We start from the raw sequence: 15,683 nt of genomic DNA on the forward strand, positions 1-15,683 counted from the left end.
GGACGGTGGGCCTTCCCCCGGCAGGGGGCCGCGCCCATGGGCCATAATCGAGGTTCCGCCTTCCGGAGCCCCATGCCCACGCCCGCCCGCCTCCACGTCGCCCACGCCCTGCACGAGGTCTTCGGGGAGAGGGCCCGGGTGCCGGACATCTGGGATCGCGATCTGGGCGAGGACGCCCACCTGGCCCAGGCCCTCCTGGGCCTCTGCCTGCGCCGCTGGGGCCGCCTCCAGGCCTGGGTGAAGCCCCGCCTGAAGGACCCCGACCGGGGCGTGCCCCTGGGCACCCAGGTGGCCCTGGCCATGGGCCTGGCCCAGCTGGCCTGGCTGCCGGGCGTCGGCGACCACGCCGCCGTCCACGAGGCCGTGGAGCTGGCCGCCACCCGCGACCTGGGCTTCGCCCCCCACAAGGGCCTGGTGAATGCGATCCTGCGGCGGGCCGCCAAGGACCGTCCGGCCCTGGCTGCCGAGCTGGAGGCCCTGCCCGCAGCCCTGGACCGCCCCCCCGCCGCCCGGCGGGCCCTGGAGGCCGCCCTGGCGCCCCACGGGGCCGGCCACGGGGCCAGCCTCGGGGTTGGCGACGAGCTGGAGGCCCTCTGGACCCGGCTCCAGCAGCCCCCCCGCCCCGCCTTCCGCAGCCTGCGGGGGGAGGCGCCCGATGGCCTGGCACCGGATCCGGACCTGCCGGGCTGCCTGCGCTTGGAGGAGGGGGCCCCCTTCCCCCGCCCCTGGCTGGAGTCCGGGGCCGGCATGGTGCAGGATCGCAGCTCCCAGGCGCTCCTGGCCTACGCCTGGGACCGCCCCGTGGCGCGCATCCTCGATGCCTGTGCCGCCCCCGGCGGCAAGACCACCACCCTGGCCCTGCGCCATCCCGGAGCCGCCCTCACGGCCCTGGAGGTGCACCCCCGGCGTGCGGCCCGGCTGCGGCAGACCCTCCAGCAGCGGGGCGTGGCCGCCGAGGTGATCCAGGCCGATGCGGCGGAGTGGCTCGAGACCACGGAGGCGGCCTTCGACCTCATCCTGCTGGATGCCCCCTGCTCCGGCAGCGGCACCCTCCAGAAGCATCCCGAGTGGCCCTGGCTGGCCCATGACGACCTGCCCCGCCTCACGGGCCTCCAGCGCCGGCTCCTGGCCGCCGCGGCGGAGCGCCTGGCCCCTGGTGGGCTGCTCATCTACGCCGTCTGCTCCTGGCTGCCCGAGGAGGGCTCGGCCCACCGCGAGTGGCTGGCCGAGGCCCGCCCCGACCTGCGCCCCGCCGAGGTCTGGCCCGCCTCCCTGGACGCGCCCGCCCCCGGCGGCGCCCTCAGGGCCGGGTTCCGCCCCCACCCCCTGCGCTGGGAGGGTGAGGGCTTCCAGGGCTTCGCCGTGGCGAGGCCCCGCTAGGGCCGCTCATTCAGGGGGCCGCCCGGCGAAGGTGGCCCGCAGTGTCCGCAGGACCCAGCCCAGGTAGGCCAGCAGCCCTCCCCGGCGCCGGTCCCGCACCCGCTGGTCCAGGGCCTGGATGGGGAACTCCTGCCGCCGCCGGTTGTCCCTGCGGCGCTCCTCCCGGCGGATGGCGGTGAGGGCGACCGCGAAGAAGAGGACCACGATGAGCGCGGTGAGGAGCAGGGCCTTCACGACGGCCTCCGGGGGCGATGGCGCGGGAATCGGCGTGCGGGGGAACGAGGTTCATTTAACCACCCCCGGGGAGGGCCCGCACACGAGCACGATCTTCCCCACCACGCCCCCCTGCTCCAGCAGCTCCTGCGCCCGGCGGGCCTCGGCGAGGGGCAGCCGGTGGGCGATGAGGGGCCTGATCCGCCCCTGGGCGAGGAGGTTCAGGAGGGCCGCCAGGTCCTCCCGGAACCAGTCGGGCTTCAGCCGCTTGAGCGTCTGGATGCTGTAGGGGACCACCCGCCGCCGGCCCGGGAGCAGCCAGCCGCCGAGGATGTAGAGCCCGAACGCGGCGGTGCCGCGGAAGCGCTGGCGGCGGCCGGGGCGGCTCGACGTCAGCCCCTCCCCCCGCAGGGAGGTGGCCAGGCCGTACCCCACGACCTTCCCGCCGGGACGGAGGGCCCCGCGGGAGGCCCAGAGGTGGGATCCTCCGATGGGATCGAAGACGGCGTCCACGCCCCCGCCCGACAGCCGGAGGACTTCGGCCACGGCATCCTGGCGCCGGTAGTCGATGGGCGTGGCGCCCAGCCCGGAGACCGCCGGGGCCCCCCGCTCGGAGCAGGTGCCGTACAGCTCCAGCCCCGCGAGCCGGCCGAGCTGCAGGAGGGCCGTCCCCACCCCGCCCGCCGCGCCGTGGACCAGGGCCCGCTGGCCCGGCTGGACCTTCGCGGACCGGTGCAGCATCTGGTAGGCCGTGATGTAGTTGAGCACCAGGCTCACGGCTTCGGCGGCGTCCAGGCCCGGCGGAACTGGCACCAGCTCCCCCTGCGGCAGGCAGACGAACTCCGCGTAGGCGCCGCTGATGGGCATCGCCGCCACCACCTGGCCGCGCTCGAATCCGGAGACGCCGGGCCCGAGCCGGTCCACCTCCCCCACCAGGTCCCAACCGGGCGTGAAGGGCGGCACGGGCGTCTCGGGGTGGATGCCCTGGCGCGCCAGCACGTCCGGCAGGGAGACCCCCGCGGCGTGCACCTTGACCCGCACCTGCCCCAGGCCCGGCTCGGGGCAGGCTTCTTCGAGCACCCTGAGCACCTCCGGCCCGCCGTACCGGGTGACGACGATCCGCGTGTGTCTCATCGGCCACCTCCTCCCGGGATCGAGGCCCGCAGCCCGACGGAAGAGTCCTGAGGCCCACCACCAGGTTCAGGCCGACGATGGCGCCTTATCGGACAACCCGACCCGGAGGTTGAGGGGGCCGAGGGCCTGAGCCCGCGCCACCGGCCCCAGACGGGGAGCCGAGCGGATCAGGTCCGGGCGGAGCGCCGGGCTGGGCGCCAGGTCGGGTTGAGACCCCCTGCCTCAGCCCCTGAGCAGCCCTCGGCCCAGAAACAGCAGAAGAAGCGCAGCAAGAGCGCCCATCACGGCGTAGGCGATCATTCGGCCCCAATGACGGTTCTGGGGCGGCAGCGAGGCCTGGACCTCCGGTGAAGACTGGAGGGTCGAAGCCCCGAGCCCATAATCGACCCGCTGCCACGACTCGCCGATGTGGCCCGGGATGAAGGCCGGTTCTTCGCCGCGCGTTTCAAACAGCTCTGGTTTGCTCACGAATCACCTCGGAGGCATTCGAAGCCTGACGAAGGATGCCATCCGGCCCCGCCTGCGCTGAGTGGTTGAGCGAAGTCGAGGAAGCAGGAAGTTGAGAGAGCGGGAGGCCATGCAGGCGGGGTCCGAGTTGAGCGCGAGGTTAGGCCGAGCCGTGGAGCAGTTCTGAAACGAGGAAGATTAAGCTTACTGCGCCAATAATCAGTGAGATGAGAGCGTGAAGAGTAAGGAATTCAGTGTAGCTGTTTCCATTGATCGGGTTGGTGACAGCCCAAATAAGTTTGTCTTTACGAAAAAAGCAGAGGTAGGAGTAGCCCAAGCAAATGACTGATACGAGAAAAAAGACCAGCAATTTGGACATGTGGTGAGGCCTAACGAATGAAGCTAACCGGCCCCGCCTGCACCGAGGCGTTGAGCGGAGCCGAGGAAGCGAGAGGTTGAGAGAGAGCAGAAAGCAATGCAGGCGGGGTCCGAGTTGAGCTAAGGGTTAGGTGGCGCCGGCACACAAGGAGAGGATGCCAATGAGAAGAAAAATGGGCCAAGCAAGATGCTTCGCCCTTGAGCCAATAAGAACGATAACCCCAGTTGCTAGGAAGGTAATGCCAATGGCCTTGGCTACAACCAGGCGCGAAGACGAACCATGGCTAAGGTGAATCAGGATGGCAGCGAAGCCCCACCATGCAATGGATGTAATGTGCCAGGCGAAACGGAGGGTTCTGGTCGTGAACTGAGTGCTACCGAAGAGTTTCGGTAAGTCCTCTCGACGAAAAAGCCGGATAAGGATGTAACGCTCGCCGAGGTAGGAGTGGGCCACTCCCACAACGAGAAGCAGAATCGCAGCGATTAAGAGGGCGATGGACATAGCCACCTAACTAGGATTAGACGACAGGAGTCGAGAAGAAACCTGTCGGCTAAGAGGATGATCGGATAGATACAGTCACCCTTATAGCACGAGATTTATTCGACTATGCTGTTTAACCAAACCTGAATTCTGGCGGACGGGTACTGGGACCCAGCCGTGTCAGCGGGCGGATTTGAAGGTGGGTTTGGCGGGGGCGTTGGCGACAGCCTGGCCGAGGTCGAAGGTGAACTGGGCCTGCTGGAGCATGCCGCGGAGGTCCCAGGCGGGGTCGTACTCGTCGGTGACCTGGTGGTAGCGGCGGCCGTAGGCGGCGGCCTTGGCCTTCAGGGCGACGGGGTCGTCGCCCAGGTAGTCCCGGCCCCCGCCCACGGACAGGGCGGGCACGCCGGCCTGCACGAAGCTGTAGTGGTCCGAGCGGAAGTAGCCCCCGCCGGTGTCGGCGCGGGTGGGGGCCACGCGCAGGCCCGAGGCCTGGGCCACGGCGGCACCCAGCGCGCCGAGGGTGCTGCGGTCCCCGAAGGGCAGGCCGATGTCGCGGGCGGGGGCCACGAAGTTGAGGCTGTCCAGGTTGAGGTCGGCGGCGGTGCGGGCCAGGGGCCAGAGGGGGGCCGCGGCGTAGGCCCGGGAACCCAGGAGCCCCTGCTCCTCGCCGCAGACGAAGAGGAACATCTGGCTGCGCTTGGCGGGGGTGTGGACCGCGGTCTGGGCCATGGCCAGCAGGGCCGCGCAGCCCGAGGCGTTGTCCACAGCGCCGTTGTAGATGTCGTCACCATGGGCATCCGGGGCCGGGGCGGCGCCCTTCCCCAGGTGGTCCCAGTGGGCGGAGTAGACCACCACCTCGGCCTTCAGGGCCGGGTCTGTGCCCGGCACCACGCCGGCCACGTTGAACTGTTCGAGGGTGCGGACGGCGCTGGCGAGGGTGCCCTTCAGGGTGAGGTCCAGGGGCACGGGCCGGAAGTCCCGGTCCTGGGCCCGAGCGCGGAGCGCATCGAGATCCTGGCCGCCCCGCTTCACCAGGGCCCGGGCCGTCTCCTCGGTCACCCAGCCCTGGAGGGCCGTTTCCGCGGGGCCCTGGGCCAGCTGGAAGCGCTCGGCGTCCCAGCCGTTGCGCACCACGGGCCAGCCGTAGCTGGCGGAAGGCGTGGTGTGGACGAGCAGGATGCCGGCGGCGCCCTGGCGGGCGGCCTCCTCGAACTTGTAGGTCCAGCGGCCGAAGTAGCTGAGGTCAGGCCCCTCGAAGAGGCCCGGCTCGACGGCCGTGGGGGCGGGCTCGTTCACGAGGACCAGGAGCACCTTGCCTTTGAGGTCCATGCCCTTGAAGTCGTCCCAGCGGTCGATGGGCGAGTGGATGCCGAAGCCCGCGAAGACCACGGGGGCGTCGAAGGTCTGCTCCGCCCGGGCCAGGCCGGCGCCGTAGACGATCTCCGTGCCGAAGGCGGGCGTGACGCAGGCGCCGCCCCCCATGAAGCTGAGGGTGCTGCGCGCCGTGAGCGTGCGCAGGCCCAGGAGGGCCACGGGCTGGCGGTAGGAGGCGCCGCGGGCGGGCGCCAGGCCCAGGCTCTGGAGCTGGGTCTCCAGGTAGCGCACCGTGAGCTCCGCCCCGCGCTGGCCCGTGCCCCGTCCCTCCAGGAGGTCGTCCGCCAGGAAGGCCAGGTGGGCCCGCAGGGGGGCCTCCTGCACGGCCATCCGGGGAGGCGGCGCCTGGGCGAGGAGGGGGATCGCGGCCAGGAGGGTCGGCAGGACACGCATGGAGGCTCCGGGGGAGGCCCCCAGTCTACCTCGCAAGACGGGGTGTGTCCCGGGTGGACGTCTTCCCCAGTTCGTACTGCACGGCGCCCAGCAGGGCCACGGGGGCGGTGACGGCCCGGAGGATGCTGCGGCCCAGGCTCACGGGCCGCCAGCCCGCGGCGGCCAGAGCGGCGTACTCGGCGTCCGCGATGCCGCCCTCGGGGCCGCAGGTGAAGGCCAGGGCCTCCCGGCGCAGGCCGGGGTTGGCCTCCCCCGTGGCCAGCTCGTAGGCCACCCACTTCTGGGGGGCCTCCCAGGCGGGCAGGGCGGCGAAGGGGATGGGGGCGCGCAGCTCCGGGCGGCGGCTGCGGTGGCTCTGCTCGCAGGCGGACTGGATGATCCGCGTCCAGCGCTCCATGCGGGCGGCGGTCTTGGCGGGATCGAACTCGCTGCGGGCGTAGGCCACGGGCTGGATGAGGGTGGCGCCCAGCTCCACCAGGGGCGGCAGCCACTCGTCGAAGAGGCTGAGCTGGGCCGGTAGCGGAAGGCAGGCCTGCAGGGGGATGGGCGGCTCCCGGTCCTCCCGGAGGGGCGCCACCAGGCGGGCCAGGGCCCGGTCCCGGCCCAGCTCCGCCAGATCCGCGGTCCAGGTCTGGTCCCCCAGCACCAGCTCCAGGGCGTCGCCGGGCCGCAGGCGCAGGGCGCGCAGGTGCCGGGCGGCCTCGGCGCCCAGGGGCAGGGCCAGGTTCTCGGCGGGGCCGGTCGGGAGATCGAAGGGGGCGGCGTCGAGGAAGAGGCGGGGGAGGCTCACGGAGGGATCATCCCATGGGGCGGACCGCGGGCCCAGAATCGGGGGCTTCCGGCTTTCGCTAAGCTGGATGTCTGGAGGATCCTTTGGTCGATGCCCTGCTGCAAGCCGCTCCCTGGTGGGCCTGGGGGGGCTTCCACGCCTTCGTGTTCCTGATGCTCACCCTCGACCTGGGCGTGTTCAACCGGAAGATCCATGCGCCGAGCATGCGGGAGGCCGGCCTCTGGAGCGCCGTCTGGATCACGCTGGCGCTCATCTTCAACGCGCTGATCTTCCAGGCGGAGGGCTCCCAGAAGGGGCTGGAGTGGTTCACGGGCTACGTGCTGGAGAAGTCCCTCAGCGTGGACAACCTCTTCGTGTTCGTGCTGGTGTTCCAGAGCTTCCAGGTGGACCTGCGGCACCAGCACCGGGTGCTGTTCTGGGGCGTGTTCGGGGCCCTGATCATGCGCGCCGTGATGATCCTCGCCGGCACGGCCCTGCTCAACCGCTTCGAGTGGATGATGTACGTTTTCGGCGGCTTCCTCATCTACACCGGCCTGAAGATGCTGGTGGTGAAGGGCGAGGATCCGGACCCCACACAGAATCCCCTGGTGCGGGCCTTCCGGCGCTTCGTGCCCTATGACGAGAAGGGCGGCCACGAGCACTTCTGGTCCCATAAGGACGGCCGTCGCTTCGCCACCCCCATGCTGCTGGTGCTCATCACCATCGAGGTGACGGACCTGGTCTTCGCCGTGGATTCCATCCCGGCCGTGCTGGCTGTGAGCCGGGATCCCTTCGTGGTCTACACCTCGAACATCTTCGCCATCCTGGGCCTGCGGAGCCTCTACTTCCTGCTGGCCAAGATGATGGACCGCTTCCACCACCTGAAGACCGGCCTGGCCGTGGTGCTGGCCTTCGTGGGCGTGAAGATGTGCATCGCGGACTGGGTGCACATCCCCGTGCAGTACAGCCTCCTGGTCATCGCCGCCGTGCTGGGCGGGAGCGTGGTGGCCAGCCTGGCCTGGCCCACGGAGCAGGACGGGGCCGAGTGATGGAGGTGTGGCGCCACACCCTGGAGACGGCCCCGGCGGCGGGGCCCGCCTCGGCCCCCTTCATCGTCACCCTGGGCAACTTCGATGGCGTCCACGCCGGCCACCGGGAGCTGCTGCGCCTCGCCGCGGGGCGCGCCCGGGCCGCGGGCCTGCGCGCGGCGGTGGTCACCTTCGATCCGCACCCCACGGTGGTGGTGGCGCCCCAGCGCAAGCCCAAGCTGCTGATGACCCTGGAGCAGCGCCTGGAGGCCTTCGGGGCCGAAGGCATGGACCTGGCCTGGGTGATCCCCTTCAGCCGCGCCTTCTCGGAGCTGAGCCCCGCGGCGTTCCTCGAGGGGGTCCGGCGGGCGCTCTCGCCCGTGGAGCTGCACGTGGGCCGCGCCTTCGCCTTCGGCCGCGACCGGACGGGCACCGTGGAGACCCTGGAGGCCTGGGGCGCGGCCCACGGATGCGCCGTGCACACGCTTGCCCTGCGCGCCCCGGATGGGGGCCGCCTCTCCAGCACCCGCATCCGGGAGGCCCTGGATCACGGCGAGGTGGCGGCGGCGGCGGAGCTGCTGGGCCACCCCTACACCCTCACGGGCGTGGTGGTGGAGGGCGACCGCCGGGGCCGCCACCTGGGCTTCCCCACGGCGAACCTGGCTTGGGAGCAGGAGCAGCTGCCGGCCTATGGCGTCTACGTCACCGAGGCCTTCCTCCCCCACCACGGCGGGGTCCGCCTCGGGCTCACGAACGTGGGCGAGAAGCCGACCTTCGAGGGCCGGCGCCTCACGGTGGAGACCCACCTGCCAGACTTCGAGGGGGACCTCTACGGCGCCCGCCTGCACCTGCGCTTCCTCCACCGGATCCGCGGCGAGGTGCGCTTCGCCTCCGTGGACGAACTCCGGGTGCAGATCGCGCGGGACGTGGCCGAGGGCAAGGCCTGGTGGGCGGCCCACCGGGGCTGAGGGGAGCTTCTAGCTGGCCGCGGCCACCCGCCAGCGGGTGAGGGGCCGCTCGGCCAGGTCCCAGACCTGGAGGCCCAGGGGGAGGCGGGTCACGCCCAGACGCTGGCGGATCTGGGCCTTGGCGGCCTCCAGGCTCTCGGCCTCCAGGGGGCCGTACTCCATGAAGTAGCCGCTGAACTTGTAGCCGAAACTGCGAAAAGGGGTCCGCATGGGGGCTCCGTCTGTCCCGTTCATACGATATTCGTCTTTTTTTCGTTCAAGTCAAGGGCGAGGCGAAAAAAAGTCTGAACCAATTTCGAGGGAGCCCCTTCAGCTTCGTGCAAGGGATCGGACGCCGGCTGTCCAATCCGGAGCTCAGCGGAGCCAGAGCTCCACCCGGGCCTGGAAGGGCGGGGTCAGAGGCCGGGGCAAGGGCCGGGGCAAGAGTTGGGGCAAGAGTTGGGGCAGCGGCCGGAGGACCACGCGACCCTCGGCGCAGTCGTCGTCGCGGTAGGACCGGACGTAGCCGGGGTAGGTGCCATAGCCGCGACGCTCCCACCGGTCGTCATCGTCCCAGCGGCGGTAGGAGTCGCGGTAGACGTCGCGGTAGACGTCGCCGCAGGCATCGCGCTCCACCACCACGACGCGGCGGGGACGGCGCCAGGGGCTATGGGCGGAGAGGGGGAAGGCGGCAAGGGCCACGAGGGAGAGCAGGAGCAGACGGCGCATGGGACCTCCTTGCGGGAGCGGGGCGGTCACCCCGCGGCCAAGGCGTCTCACGACCCATGCCAGATCGGGAAGTGGCGGCATCAGGGCAGTTGGCCCAAGGGCCCCACCGGGGCCCAGGCACGAAATGCAACATGGGGACGCCCGGGCGTGGCAGGGGGCGACGCGGTCAGCGCTCCCGGCGATCCCCCACGACTACGGCGGGCACGCCGGCCACGATGGCCCAGTCGGGCACGTCCTTCGTCACCACGGCGCCCATGGCCACCACGGCGTGGTCGCCCACGGTGACGCCGTCGGTGATGCCGGCGTTGGCGCCGATCCACACGTCCCTGCCGAGGCGGATGCCCCGGGAGCGCACGGGCTGGTCCTTGATGTCGCGGTCGGGCTTCATCCCATGGTCGAAGGCGTAGATCGCCGCGCCGCTGGCGATGCGCGTGCCGCTGCCGATGGCGAGGCCCTTCCGTCCCCCGTCCAGCCGGGCGCCTGCGTTCACGCTGACATCGTCCCCGAGGGTGAGGGGCCCGTGCAGAAAGGCCTGGGCGGCGATGGCGCAGCGGTTGCCGAGCACCACGCCCCGGCCCGGCTCCCCGAAGATGGCGGCGTCCGGCGCGATGAAGCAGCCGGCTCCGAGGGTGACGGTCTCCTGGGCCACCAGCCGGGCCTGCACCTCCGCCTGCCAGGCCTCGGCCCAGGCGCGGTGCCGGGGCTTGAGGGCGAAGTAGAGCCAGGGCATCCAGGCCAGGCGGCGCTGGTGCTGCTCGCGGAGGGCCTCGAGGTCGCGCATGGCTTCATCCTAGCGGCTACAGTAGGCCATGCCCCACCTCGGCCCCCTGCCCACCTGGTCCTTCGCCCTCGGCGTGGCGACATCGCTGTTCTCGGTGCTGAACCCCATCAGCGCGGCGGCCATCTTCGCCAGCGCCACCACGGGCATGGAGCAGCCGGCCCTGCGCCGCAGCGCGAAGAAGGCCGCCCTCACGGCGGGAGCGGCCATGCTGGCCTTCGCGCTGGTGGGCCAGTTCATCTTCAGCCTCTTCGGCTTCACGGCGCTGGCCATGCGCTTCGTGGGCGGCGTGCTGGTGCTCTACCGCGCCATCTCCATGCTCTACGGCGAGGATCCCCGCGAGCGCACCACCGAGGACGAGAAGGCCGAGGCCAGCCGGAAGCTGCCGGAGGACTTCGCCATCATCCCCTTCGGCATCCCGCTGGTGGCGGGACCCGGCACGCTCTCCACCGTGATGGGCATGATCGCCGGCATCGGCTGGCTGGAGTACGGCGTCGTGCTGCTGGCCATCCTCCTGAACACCTGGATCGTCTACCTGTTCCTGCGCAAGGCCCCGGCTGTGTTCGCCCGCCTGGGCGCCATCGGCACCAAGGTGGTGAACAAGCTCATGGGCCTCATCCTCGCCGCCGTGGCCATGCAGTTCCTCATCAACGGCGTGAAGGCCCTCTACCTGGAGATGCGCGAGACCCCGCCGGCGGCCGTGGTGGCGACGAAGTAACCCCAGACGTCAAAGAGCTGGAACACAGAGGACACAGAAGAAAGCTTTCTCTGTGCCTTCAGTGAGTCTCTGCGGCCTCTGTGTTCCGCCCTCGGCTTTTCCTACTTCAGCGCCGCTTCGATGGCCGCGCGCAGCTCGGCGCTCTCGGGCGCCACCTTGCTGGGGAAGGCCTGGAGCACCTGGCCGTCCTTGCCCACGAGGTACTTGTGGAAGTTCCAGGCGGGCTCGCCGTGCTTGGCGGTGAGGAACCGGTACACAGGCGCCTGGTGGGCGCCCTTGACGTCCAGCTTCTCGAAGAGGGGGAAGGTCACGCCGTAGTTCTTCTGGCAGAAGCTCTCGATCTGGGCGGCGGTGCCGGGCTCCTGGGCCCCGAACTGGTTGCAGGGGAAGCCCAGGATCACCAGGCCGCGGTCCCTGTAGTCCGTGTAGAGCTTCTGCAGCCCCGCGTACTGGGGCGTGAAGCCGCACTCGCTGGCCACGTTCACGGCCAGCACGACCTTGCCCTTGTAGGCGGCCAGGGACTGGGACTTCCCGTCCAGGGTGCGGAGGGTGATCTCGTGCAGGGACATGGGGACCTTCCTTTCGGCGGCGGGCAGGGACAGGGCGAGGAAGAGGGCGAGGGCGGCGCGCAAAGAACCTCCGGGGACCTGGGTTGGATGCCTCCCCCCGGGGCGCCGTGCCCGGCGTGGAAAAAAACACCCGGAAGCCGCGATCTCCTGGCGCATCTGCGTTAGCCTTTGGATCGACTGGACCCCCCATGCCCGAATCCAGCCCGTACCGCCCGACGCCACCGGAGACCGCCGTCACGGGGGCGGCCCGGATCGCGCTGACCTATGCGGTCCTCTCAGCTATCTGGATCCTGTTCTCGGACCGCCTGGTGCAGGCCCTCACGGCGGATCCGGGCTGGATGACGACCCTGAGCATCCTCAAGGGCTGGGCCTTCGTGGCCGTCACCGCCACGATGCTGTTCCTCATGGTGCGGCGCCTCGTGGCCCGCGTGGCCCAGCGGGAGGCCCAGTTCCGCACCCTGATCCACACCATCCCCGACATGGTGTGGCTGAAGGATCCGCAGGGTGTCTACCTGGCCTGCAACCCCGCCTTCGAGCGGTTCTTCGGGGCCCCGGAGGCCGCCATCCAGGGGAAGACCGACCATGACTTCCTCCCGAAGGAGGAGGCGGACTTCTTCCGGCAGAAGGACCGGGAGGCCATGGCCGCAGGGGGGCCCCGGGCCAACGAGGAATGGGTCACCCTGGCGGACGGCGGCGGCCGGATCCTGCTCGAGACCTTGAAGACGCCCATGCTGGACCCGTCCGGCACCCTGATCGGCGTCCTGGGGATCGGACGCGACATCACGGAACAGGACAGCCACTCGCGCGAGCGGGCGAAGCTCCAGGCCCAGCTCTTCGAGGCCCAGAAACTGGAAGCCCTCGGCCGTTTCGCCGGCGGCGTGGCCCACGACTACAACAACATGCTGAGCGTGATCGTCGCCAACGCGGACCTCGCCCTCTTCCGGCTGGGCGAGGGGCGCCCCGAGCAGAAGTACCTCGAGGAGATCGTCAGGGCGGCCCGGCACTCGGCGGACCTCACCTCCCGGATCCTGGGCTTCGCCCGCCGGCAGCCGCTGGATCCAAGGGAAGTGGGCCTCAATCAGGCCGTGGCGGACCTGCTCCCCCTGCTGGAGCGGCTGGCGGGCGAGCACATCCAGCTGGTCTGGACCCCTGGTGCGGACCTCTGGACCGCGTGGGTGGACCCCACCCAGCTGGAGCAACTGCTGACGAACCTGGTGGTCAACGCCCGGGATGCGATTCAGGGCCCCGGCCGGATCACGCTTGCCACGGCGAACCGGACCCTCAGCGAGAGGGATTGCGCGGCCTGGATGGAAGCCGGGCCGGGCGAGTACGTGGAACTCCAGGTGTCGGACAACGGGAAAGGCATGCCCCCCGAGATCCTGCCTTACATCTTCGAACCGTTCTTCACGACCAAGCCCAAGGGGCGCGGCACGGGACTCGGGCTCGCCATGGTCCACGGCATCGTCCGCCAGCACCGGGGAACCCTGCGGGTGGACACTGCCCCAGACCAGGGCACCACGTTCCGGATCCTGCTGCCCCGGGCGGGGGCGGACGTGCCACCGCTTGAAAGGGCCGCTACTTCCGCAGCTTCATCAGGTCCAGGAAGATCACCAGGGCCATGAGGGAGGCCAGGAGGACGAAGCCGCCCGTGAGGATCTTCTCCTTCAGCTCGATGGTGAGGTCCTTGCGCCGCGCCCGCTCGAAGGCCAGCAGGGCCATGTGGCCGCCGTCCAGGGCGGGGATGGGCAGGGCGTTGAGGATGGCCAGCTGCAGGCTGATGGCCCCGCACATGAAGAGGAAGGTCTCCCAGCCGTGCTGGGCGGCGCGGCTGCCCTGCTTGATGATGCCGATGGGGCCGGCCACCTCGGCGCTGCGGGCCTGGAAGGTGACGAGGCGCTTGAGGAAGCCGAAGACCTGGCCCGTGAGGCGCCAGGAGGTCTCCACGGCATAGCGGCCGCCGGTCAGGAGGTCGCCGGCCTGGAGGGGCCGGAACTCCAGGGGCGTGGCCACGGGCAGGGGCATGAAGCCCAGGCGGCCCTTGCCGCCCTCGTTCCGGGGGGTGAGCGGGAAGGCCAGGGGGCGGCCCTCCCGGGTGAGGCGGAAGGGCACGGGCTGGTCCGGGTGGCTCTGGATGTAGGCCACTGCGGCCTCCCACTGGGCCCCGGGGAAGCTCAGGTCGCCGATGCTCTGCAGCTCGTCGCCGACCTTGAGGCCGCCCTGCTCGGCGGCACTGCCGGGCACCACCTCCACCACGGTCCAGGTCTCCTGCACCTTGGTGACGCGGGCCTGGTGGACCCCCACGAAGCCGAAGAGCACCAGCGTCGTGGCCAGGTTGGCCAGGATGCCGCCGCTGTAGAAGAGCATGCGCTTGCCGAAGGGCTGCTGGAGGAAGCCGTAGGGATCCTCGGCGCCGGGCTCCTCGGGGTTGAAGCCCGCCAGCTTGACGTAGCCGCCCAGGGGCAGGAGGGAGAGGCGCACGTCCGTCTCGCGCCACTTGAAGCCGAGGAGGCGGGGGCCGAAGCCCAGGGAGAAGACCTCCACGGGCATGCCCATCCACTTGGCGGCCAGGAAGTGGCCCCCCTCGTGGAGGAAGATGAGGCCCCCCAGCATGAGCACGGGGCCCCAGAACCCGGCACCTGGCAGCTTGAATGCGGCGATGGAGACGGCGGCGAAGGCGAAGCAGAACGACAGGGACAGGCGGAAGCGGTTCATGGACATCCGAAAGGTCAGGCCCGGGCTCGGACCCATCCTTCAGCATGACGCCTCGCGGCCCGATCCGCATCCAGCACCTGCCCGAGGGAACCCAGGGGCTCGGCGGGGATCCGGGCCAGGGTGTCCCGGTTGCAGGCCTGGATATCCCAGAAGCCCAGGCGGCCCTGGAGAAAAGCGGCCACGGCCACCTCGTTGGCGGCGTTCAGCAGGGCCGGGGCCGTGCCCCCCTCCCGCAGGGCGGCGAAGGCCAGGCCCAGGCAGGGGAAGCGCTCCAGGTCCGGGGCCTCGAAAGTCCAGGCCCGGCTCTCTTCCCAAGGGTAGGGCGCCACGGGGCCGGGCTGCTTGTCCGGGTAGAGCAGGCAGTACTGGATGGGCAGCTTCATGTCATTGGCGCAGACCTGGAGTTGGTAGCTGCCGTCGTGGAAGCCCACCATGGCGTGCACCTGGCTCTGGGGATGGACGGTGACGGCCACCTGATCGGCGGTCAGGCCGAAGAGCACCGAGGCCTCGATGACCTCCAGGCCCTTGTTCATGAGGGTGGCGCTGTCGATGGTGATCTTGGGGCCCATCTTCCAGGTGGGGTGGTTCAGCGCCTCTTCGACGGTGGCGGCCTGGATGCGGGCCAGGGGCCAGTCCCGGAAGGGGCCGCCGCTGGCGGTGATGCGCACCTCGCGGATGGAGGCCGGATCTCGGCCGTCCAGCAGCTGGTGCAGGGCCGCATGCTCGCTGTCCACGGGCAGCAGCTCCCCGCCGCCGGCCCGGGCCGCCTCGTGCATGAGGGCCCCGCCGACCACGAGCGATTCCTTGTTGGCCACGCAGACCCGGCGCCCGGCGCGCAGGGCGGCCTCCGTGCTGGCGAGCCCCGCGCTGCCCACGATGGCGGCCACCACCGTGTCGGCCTCACCGTGGAGGGCGCAGGCCAGCAGGCCCTCGTCACCCCAGTGCACCTCTGGCCGGTAGGCCAGGGCCGAGCGCAGCCACTCCGCGTCCTCCCTGGAGCCCACGGACACGCAGCGGGGCCGGAATTCATCGCACTGGGCCCGCAGCAGCTCCCGGTTCCGTCCCCCCGCCAGTGCCGCCACCGACAGCCGGTCCGGGTGCGCCCGCACCACGTCCAGGGTGGAGGTGCCGATGCTCCCGGTGGAGCCGAGGAGGGCGAGGTGGCGCATGTGAAAAAGGATCTCCACGAAGGACACGAAGAAAAGAATAAGGGCACGAAGAAAGGCTCTTCAGGTGATCAGTTCACCATTCGGACCCATTCAAGCTTGGGGTGATGGCCGAAATTCAGGAGTACGCCGACGGGATGCCCCGTGGCTTTGAGGTAATTCAGGATCTGGGCGCGATCGGCTTCGCCGAGGCCATCGGCGGCCTTGAGCTCCCCAAGGATGGCTCCGAAGGCCACGAAGTCAGCCCGGTAGGTCTTCTTCAGCGGCTCGCCTTTGTAGTGGATCTGAAGGAGCACCTCCTGCTCGAAGGGAATTCCCGCAAGGGCCATCTCCTTGGCGAAGGCCTCCGCGTAGACGGCTTCGAGAAAACCCGGACCCAAGGCTCGGTGGACCTCGATGGCTGTGCCGACGATGGCAAACACCTCGTCCTTGAAGCGCAGTTCCTTCGTGTCCATTCGGTTCCT

At 70.5% G+C, this 15,683-nt stretch carries 18 protein-coding genes; 5 read left to right on the forward strand and 13 right to left on the reverse strand.

What is annotated here, in order from left to right; genetic code table 11:
• The first annotated feature begins 72 nt into the window (after positions 1-72).
• On the forward strand, positions 73-1,380 hold the full coding sequence (locus G398_RS15685) for a transcription antitermination factor NusB (RefSeq protein WP_052571220.1): 1,308 nt from the start codon (positions 73-75) through the stop codon (positions 1,378-1,380).
• Positions 1,381-1,386: 6 nt separating this feature from the next.
• Here the strand turns inward: G398_RS15685 and G398_RS0102580 are convergent, their stop codons facing one another.
• The 6 genes from G398_RS0102580 to G398_RS15690 all read right to left on the reverse strand — a co-directional run bounded on the left by G398_RS0102580 (position 1,387) and on the right by G398_RS15690 (position 6,593).
• Entirely contained in the window at positions 1,387-1,614 is a 228-nt protein-coding gene (locus tag G398_RS0102580; protein WP_026852436.1) for a hypothetical protein, read from the reverse strand.
• A gap of 51 nt (positions 1,615-1,665) precedes the next feature.
• The gene (locus G398_RS0102585) at positions 1,666-2,727 is read right to left on the reverse strand and encodes a medium chain dehydrogenase/reductase family protein (RefSeq protein ID WP_026852437.1); all 1,062 of its coding nucleotides are present in this window, start codon (positions 2,725-2,727) and stop codon (positions 1,666-1,668) included.
• A 222-nt stretch (positions 2,728-2,949) separates the two neighbouring features.
• Positions 2,950-3,195 carry a hypothetical protein gene (locus G398_RS0102590; RefSeq protein WP_026852438.1) on the reverse strand — a complete coding sequence of 82 codons (246 nt, stop codon included), beginning with the start codon at positions 3,193-3,195 and terminating at the stop codon, positions 2,950-2,952.
• 484 nt (positions 3,196-3,679) lie between these two features.
• Complete coding sequence (locus G398_RS0102595) at positions 3,680-4,054, reverse strand: hypothetical protein (RefSeq protein ID WP_026852439.1); 375 nt, start codon at positions 4,052-4,054, stop codon at positions 3,680-3,682.
• 159 nt (positions 4,055-4,213) lie between these two features.
• Positions 4,214-5,803: a M28 family peptidase gene (locus G398_RS0102600; RefSeq protein WP_026852440.1), complete on the reverse strand. Its 1,590-nt coding sequence runs from the start codon at positions 5,801-5,803 to the stop codon at positions 4,214-4,216.
• Between the two features lie 25 nt (positions 5,804-5,828).
• The gene (locus G398_RS15690; RefSeq protein ID WP_052571223.1) at positions 5,829-6,593 is read right to left on the reverse strand and encodes an RsmE family RNA methyltransferase; all 765 of its coding nucleotides are present in this window, start codon (positions 6,591-6,593) and stop codon (positions 5,829-5,831) included.
• An 83-nt stretch (positions 6,594-6,676) separates the two neighbouring features.
• On the opposite strand from G398_RS15690, the gene G398_RS0102610 reads away from it, so the two are divergent.
• Both G398_RS0102610 and G398_RS0102615 read left to right on the forward strand, forming a co-directional pair.
• Positions 6,677-7,621 (forward strand): TerC family protein, encoded by a 945-nt coding sequence (locus G398_RS0102610; RefSeq protein WP_084511882.1) that lies wholly within the window; start codon positions 6,677-6,679, stop codon positions 7,619-7,621.
• Positions 7,621-8,568, forward strand: a complete 948-nt coding sequence (locus tag G398_RS0102615; RefSeq protein ID WP_043483154.1) for a bifunctional riboflavin kinase/FAD synthetase — start codon at positions 7,621-7,623, stop codon at positions 8,566-8,568. Before G398_RS0102610 ends, G398_RS0102615 begins: the two co-directional genes overlap by 1 nt.
• A gap of 9 nt (positions 8,569-8,577) precedes the next feature.
• Here the strand turns inward: G398_RS0102615 and G398_RS0102620 are convergent, their stop codons facing one another.
• From G398_RS0102620 to G398_RS0102630, 3 genes are all read right to left on the reverse strand, one after another.
• Positions 8,578-8,778 (reverse strand): hypothetical protein, encoded by a 201-nt coding sequence (locus G398_RS0102620; protein ID WP_026852443.1) that lies wholly within the window; start codon positions 8,776-8,778, stop codon positions 8,578-8,580.
• 144 nt (positions 8,779-8,922) lie between these two features.
• Positions 8,923-9,276 (reverse strand): hypothetical protein, encoded by a 354-nt coding sequence (locus G398_RS0102625; RefSeq protein WP_026852444.1) that lies wholly within the window; start codon positions 9,274-9,276, stop codon positions 8,923-8,925.
• A 166-nt stretch (positions 9,277-9,442) separates the two neighbouring features.
• Positions 9,443-10,057, reverse strand: a complete 615-nt coding sequence (locus G398_RS0102630; RefSeq protein WP_026852445.1) for an acyltransferase — start codon at positions 10,055-10,057, stop codon at positions 9,443-9,445.
• Positions 10,058-10,085: 28 nt separating this feature from the next.
• Between G398_RS0102630 and G398_RS0102635 the strand changes: the two genes are divergently transcribed.
• The gene (locus G398_RS0102635) at positions 10,086-10,772 is read left to right on the forward strand and encodes a MarC family protein (RefSeq protein WP_026852446.1); all 687 of its coding nucleotides are present in this window, start codon (positions 10,086-10,088) and stop codon (positions 10,770-10,772) included.
• 101 nt (positions 10,773-10,873) lie between these two features.
• Here G398_RS0102635 and G398_RS0102640 read toward each other — a convergent pair whose 3' ends face one another.
• Positions 10,874-11,404, reverse strand: coding sequence for a glutathione peroxidase (locus tag G398_RS0102640; RefSeq protein WP_211229031.1), 531 nt, complete (start codon positions 11,402-11,404; stop codon positions 10,874-10,876).
• Positions 11,405-11,529: 125 nt separating this feature from the next.
• Here G398_RS0102640 and G398_RS15695 point away from each other — a divergent pair, with 125 nt between their 5' ends.
• Complete coding sequence (locus tag G398_RS15695) at positions 11,530-12,963, forward strand: two-component system sensor histidine kinase NtrB (protein ID WP_052571225.1); 1,434 nt, start codon at positions 11,530-11,532, stop codon at positions 12,961-12,963.
• Here the strand turns inward: G398_RS15695 and G398_RS0102650 are convergent.
• The 3 genes from G398_RS0102650 to G398_RS0102660 form a co-directional block, all read right to left on the reverse strand.
• Positions 12,917-14,053 carry a M50 family metallopeptidase gene (locus G398_RS0102650; RefSeq protein ID WP_169720603.1) on the reverse strand — a complete coding sequence of 379 codons (1,137 nt, stop codon included), beginning with the start codon at positions 14,051-14,053 and terminating at the stop codon, positions 12,917-12,919. The genes G398_RS15695 and G398_RS0102650 overlap by 47 nt on opposite strands.
• 14 nt (positions 14,054-14,067) lie before the next feature.
• Entirely contained in the window at positions 14,068-15,222 is a 1,155-nt protein-coding gene (dxr, locus tag G398_RS0102655; RefSeq protein ID WP_026852449.1) for a 1-deoxy-D-xylulose-5-phosphate reductoisomerase, read from the reverse strand.
• Between the two features lie 68 nt (positions 15,223-15,290).
• The gene (locus tag G398_RS0102660) at positions 15,291-15,674 is read right to left on the reverse strand and encodes a GxxExxY protein (RefSeq protein ID WP_026852450.1); all 384 of its coding nucleotides are present in this window, start codon (positions 15,672-15,674) and stop codon (positions 15,291-15,293) included.
• Between the last annotated feature and the right edge of the window lie 9 nt (positions 15,675-15,683).

Origin of the sequence: Geothrix fermentans DSM 14018 (assembly GCF_000428885.1) — a bacterium.
GTDB lineage: Bacteria > Acidobacteriota > Holophagae > Holophagales > Holophagaceae > Geothrix > Geothrix fermentans.

Bases quoted from the DNA above. Each gene is read 5' to 3' on its own strand.
- G398_RS15685 (WP_052571220.1), top strand. From the start codon at position 73: ATGCCCACGCCCGCCCGCCTCCACGTCGCCCACGCCCTGCACGAGGTC.
- G398_RS0102585 (WP_026852437.1), bottom strand. From the start codon at position 2,727: ATGAGACACACGCGGATCGTCGTCACCCGGTACGGCGGGCCGGAGGTG.
- G398_RS0102595 (WP_026852439.1), bottom strand. From the start codon at position 4,054: ATGTCCATCGCCCTCTTAATCGCTGCGATTCTGCTTCTCGTTGTGGGA.
- G398_RS0102600 (WP_026852440.1), bottom strand. From the start codon at position 5,803: ATGCGTGTCCTGCCGACCCTCCTGGCCGCGATCCCCCTCCTCGCCCAG.
- G398_RS0102615 (WP_043483154.1), top strand. From the start codon at position 7,621: ATGGAGGTGTGGCGCCACACCCTGGAGACGGCCCCGGCGGCGGGGCCC.
- G398_RS0102620 (WP_026852443.1), bottom strand. From the start codon at position 8,778: ATGCGGACCCCTTTTCGCAGTTTCGGCTACAAGTTCAGCGGCTACTTC.
- G398_RS0102625 (WP_026852444.1), bottom strand. From the start codon at position 9,276: ATGCGCCGTCTGCTCCTGCTCTCCCTCGTGGCCCTTGCCGCCTTCCCC.
- G398_RS0102630 (WP_026852445.1), bottom strand. From the start codon at position 10,057: ATGCGCGACCTCGAGGCCCTCCGCGAGCAGCACCAGCGCCGCCTGGCC.
- G398_RS0102635 (WP_026852446.1), top strand. From the start codon at position 10,086: ATGCCCCACCTCGGCCCCCTGCCCACCTGGTCCTTCGCCCTCGGCGTG.
- G398_RS15695 (WP_052571225.1), top strand. From the start codon at position 11,530: ATGCCCGAATCCAGCCCGTACCGCCCGACGCCACCGGAGACCGCCGTC.
- G398_RS0102650 (WP_169720603.1), bottom strand. From the start codon at position 14,053: ATGAACCGCTTCCGCCTGTCCCTGTCGTTCTGCTTCGCCTTCGCCGCC.
- dxr (WP_026852449.1), bottom strand. From the start codon at position 15,222: ATGCGCCACCTCGCCCTCCTCGGCTCCACCGGGAGCATCGGCACCTCC.
- G398_RS0102660 (WP_026852450.1), bottom strand. From the start codon at position 15,674: ATGGACACGAAGGAACTGCGCTTCAAGGACGAGGTGTTTGCCATCGTC.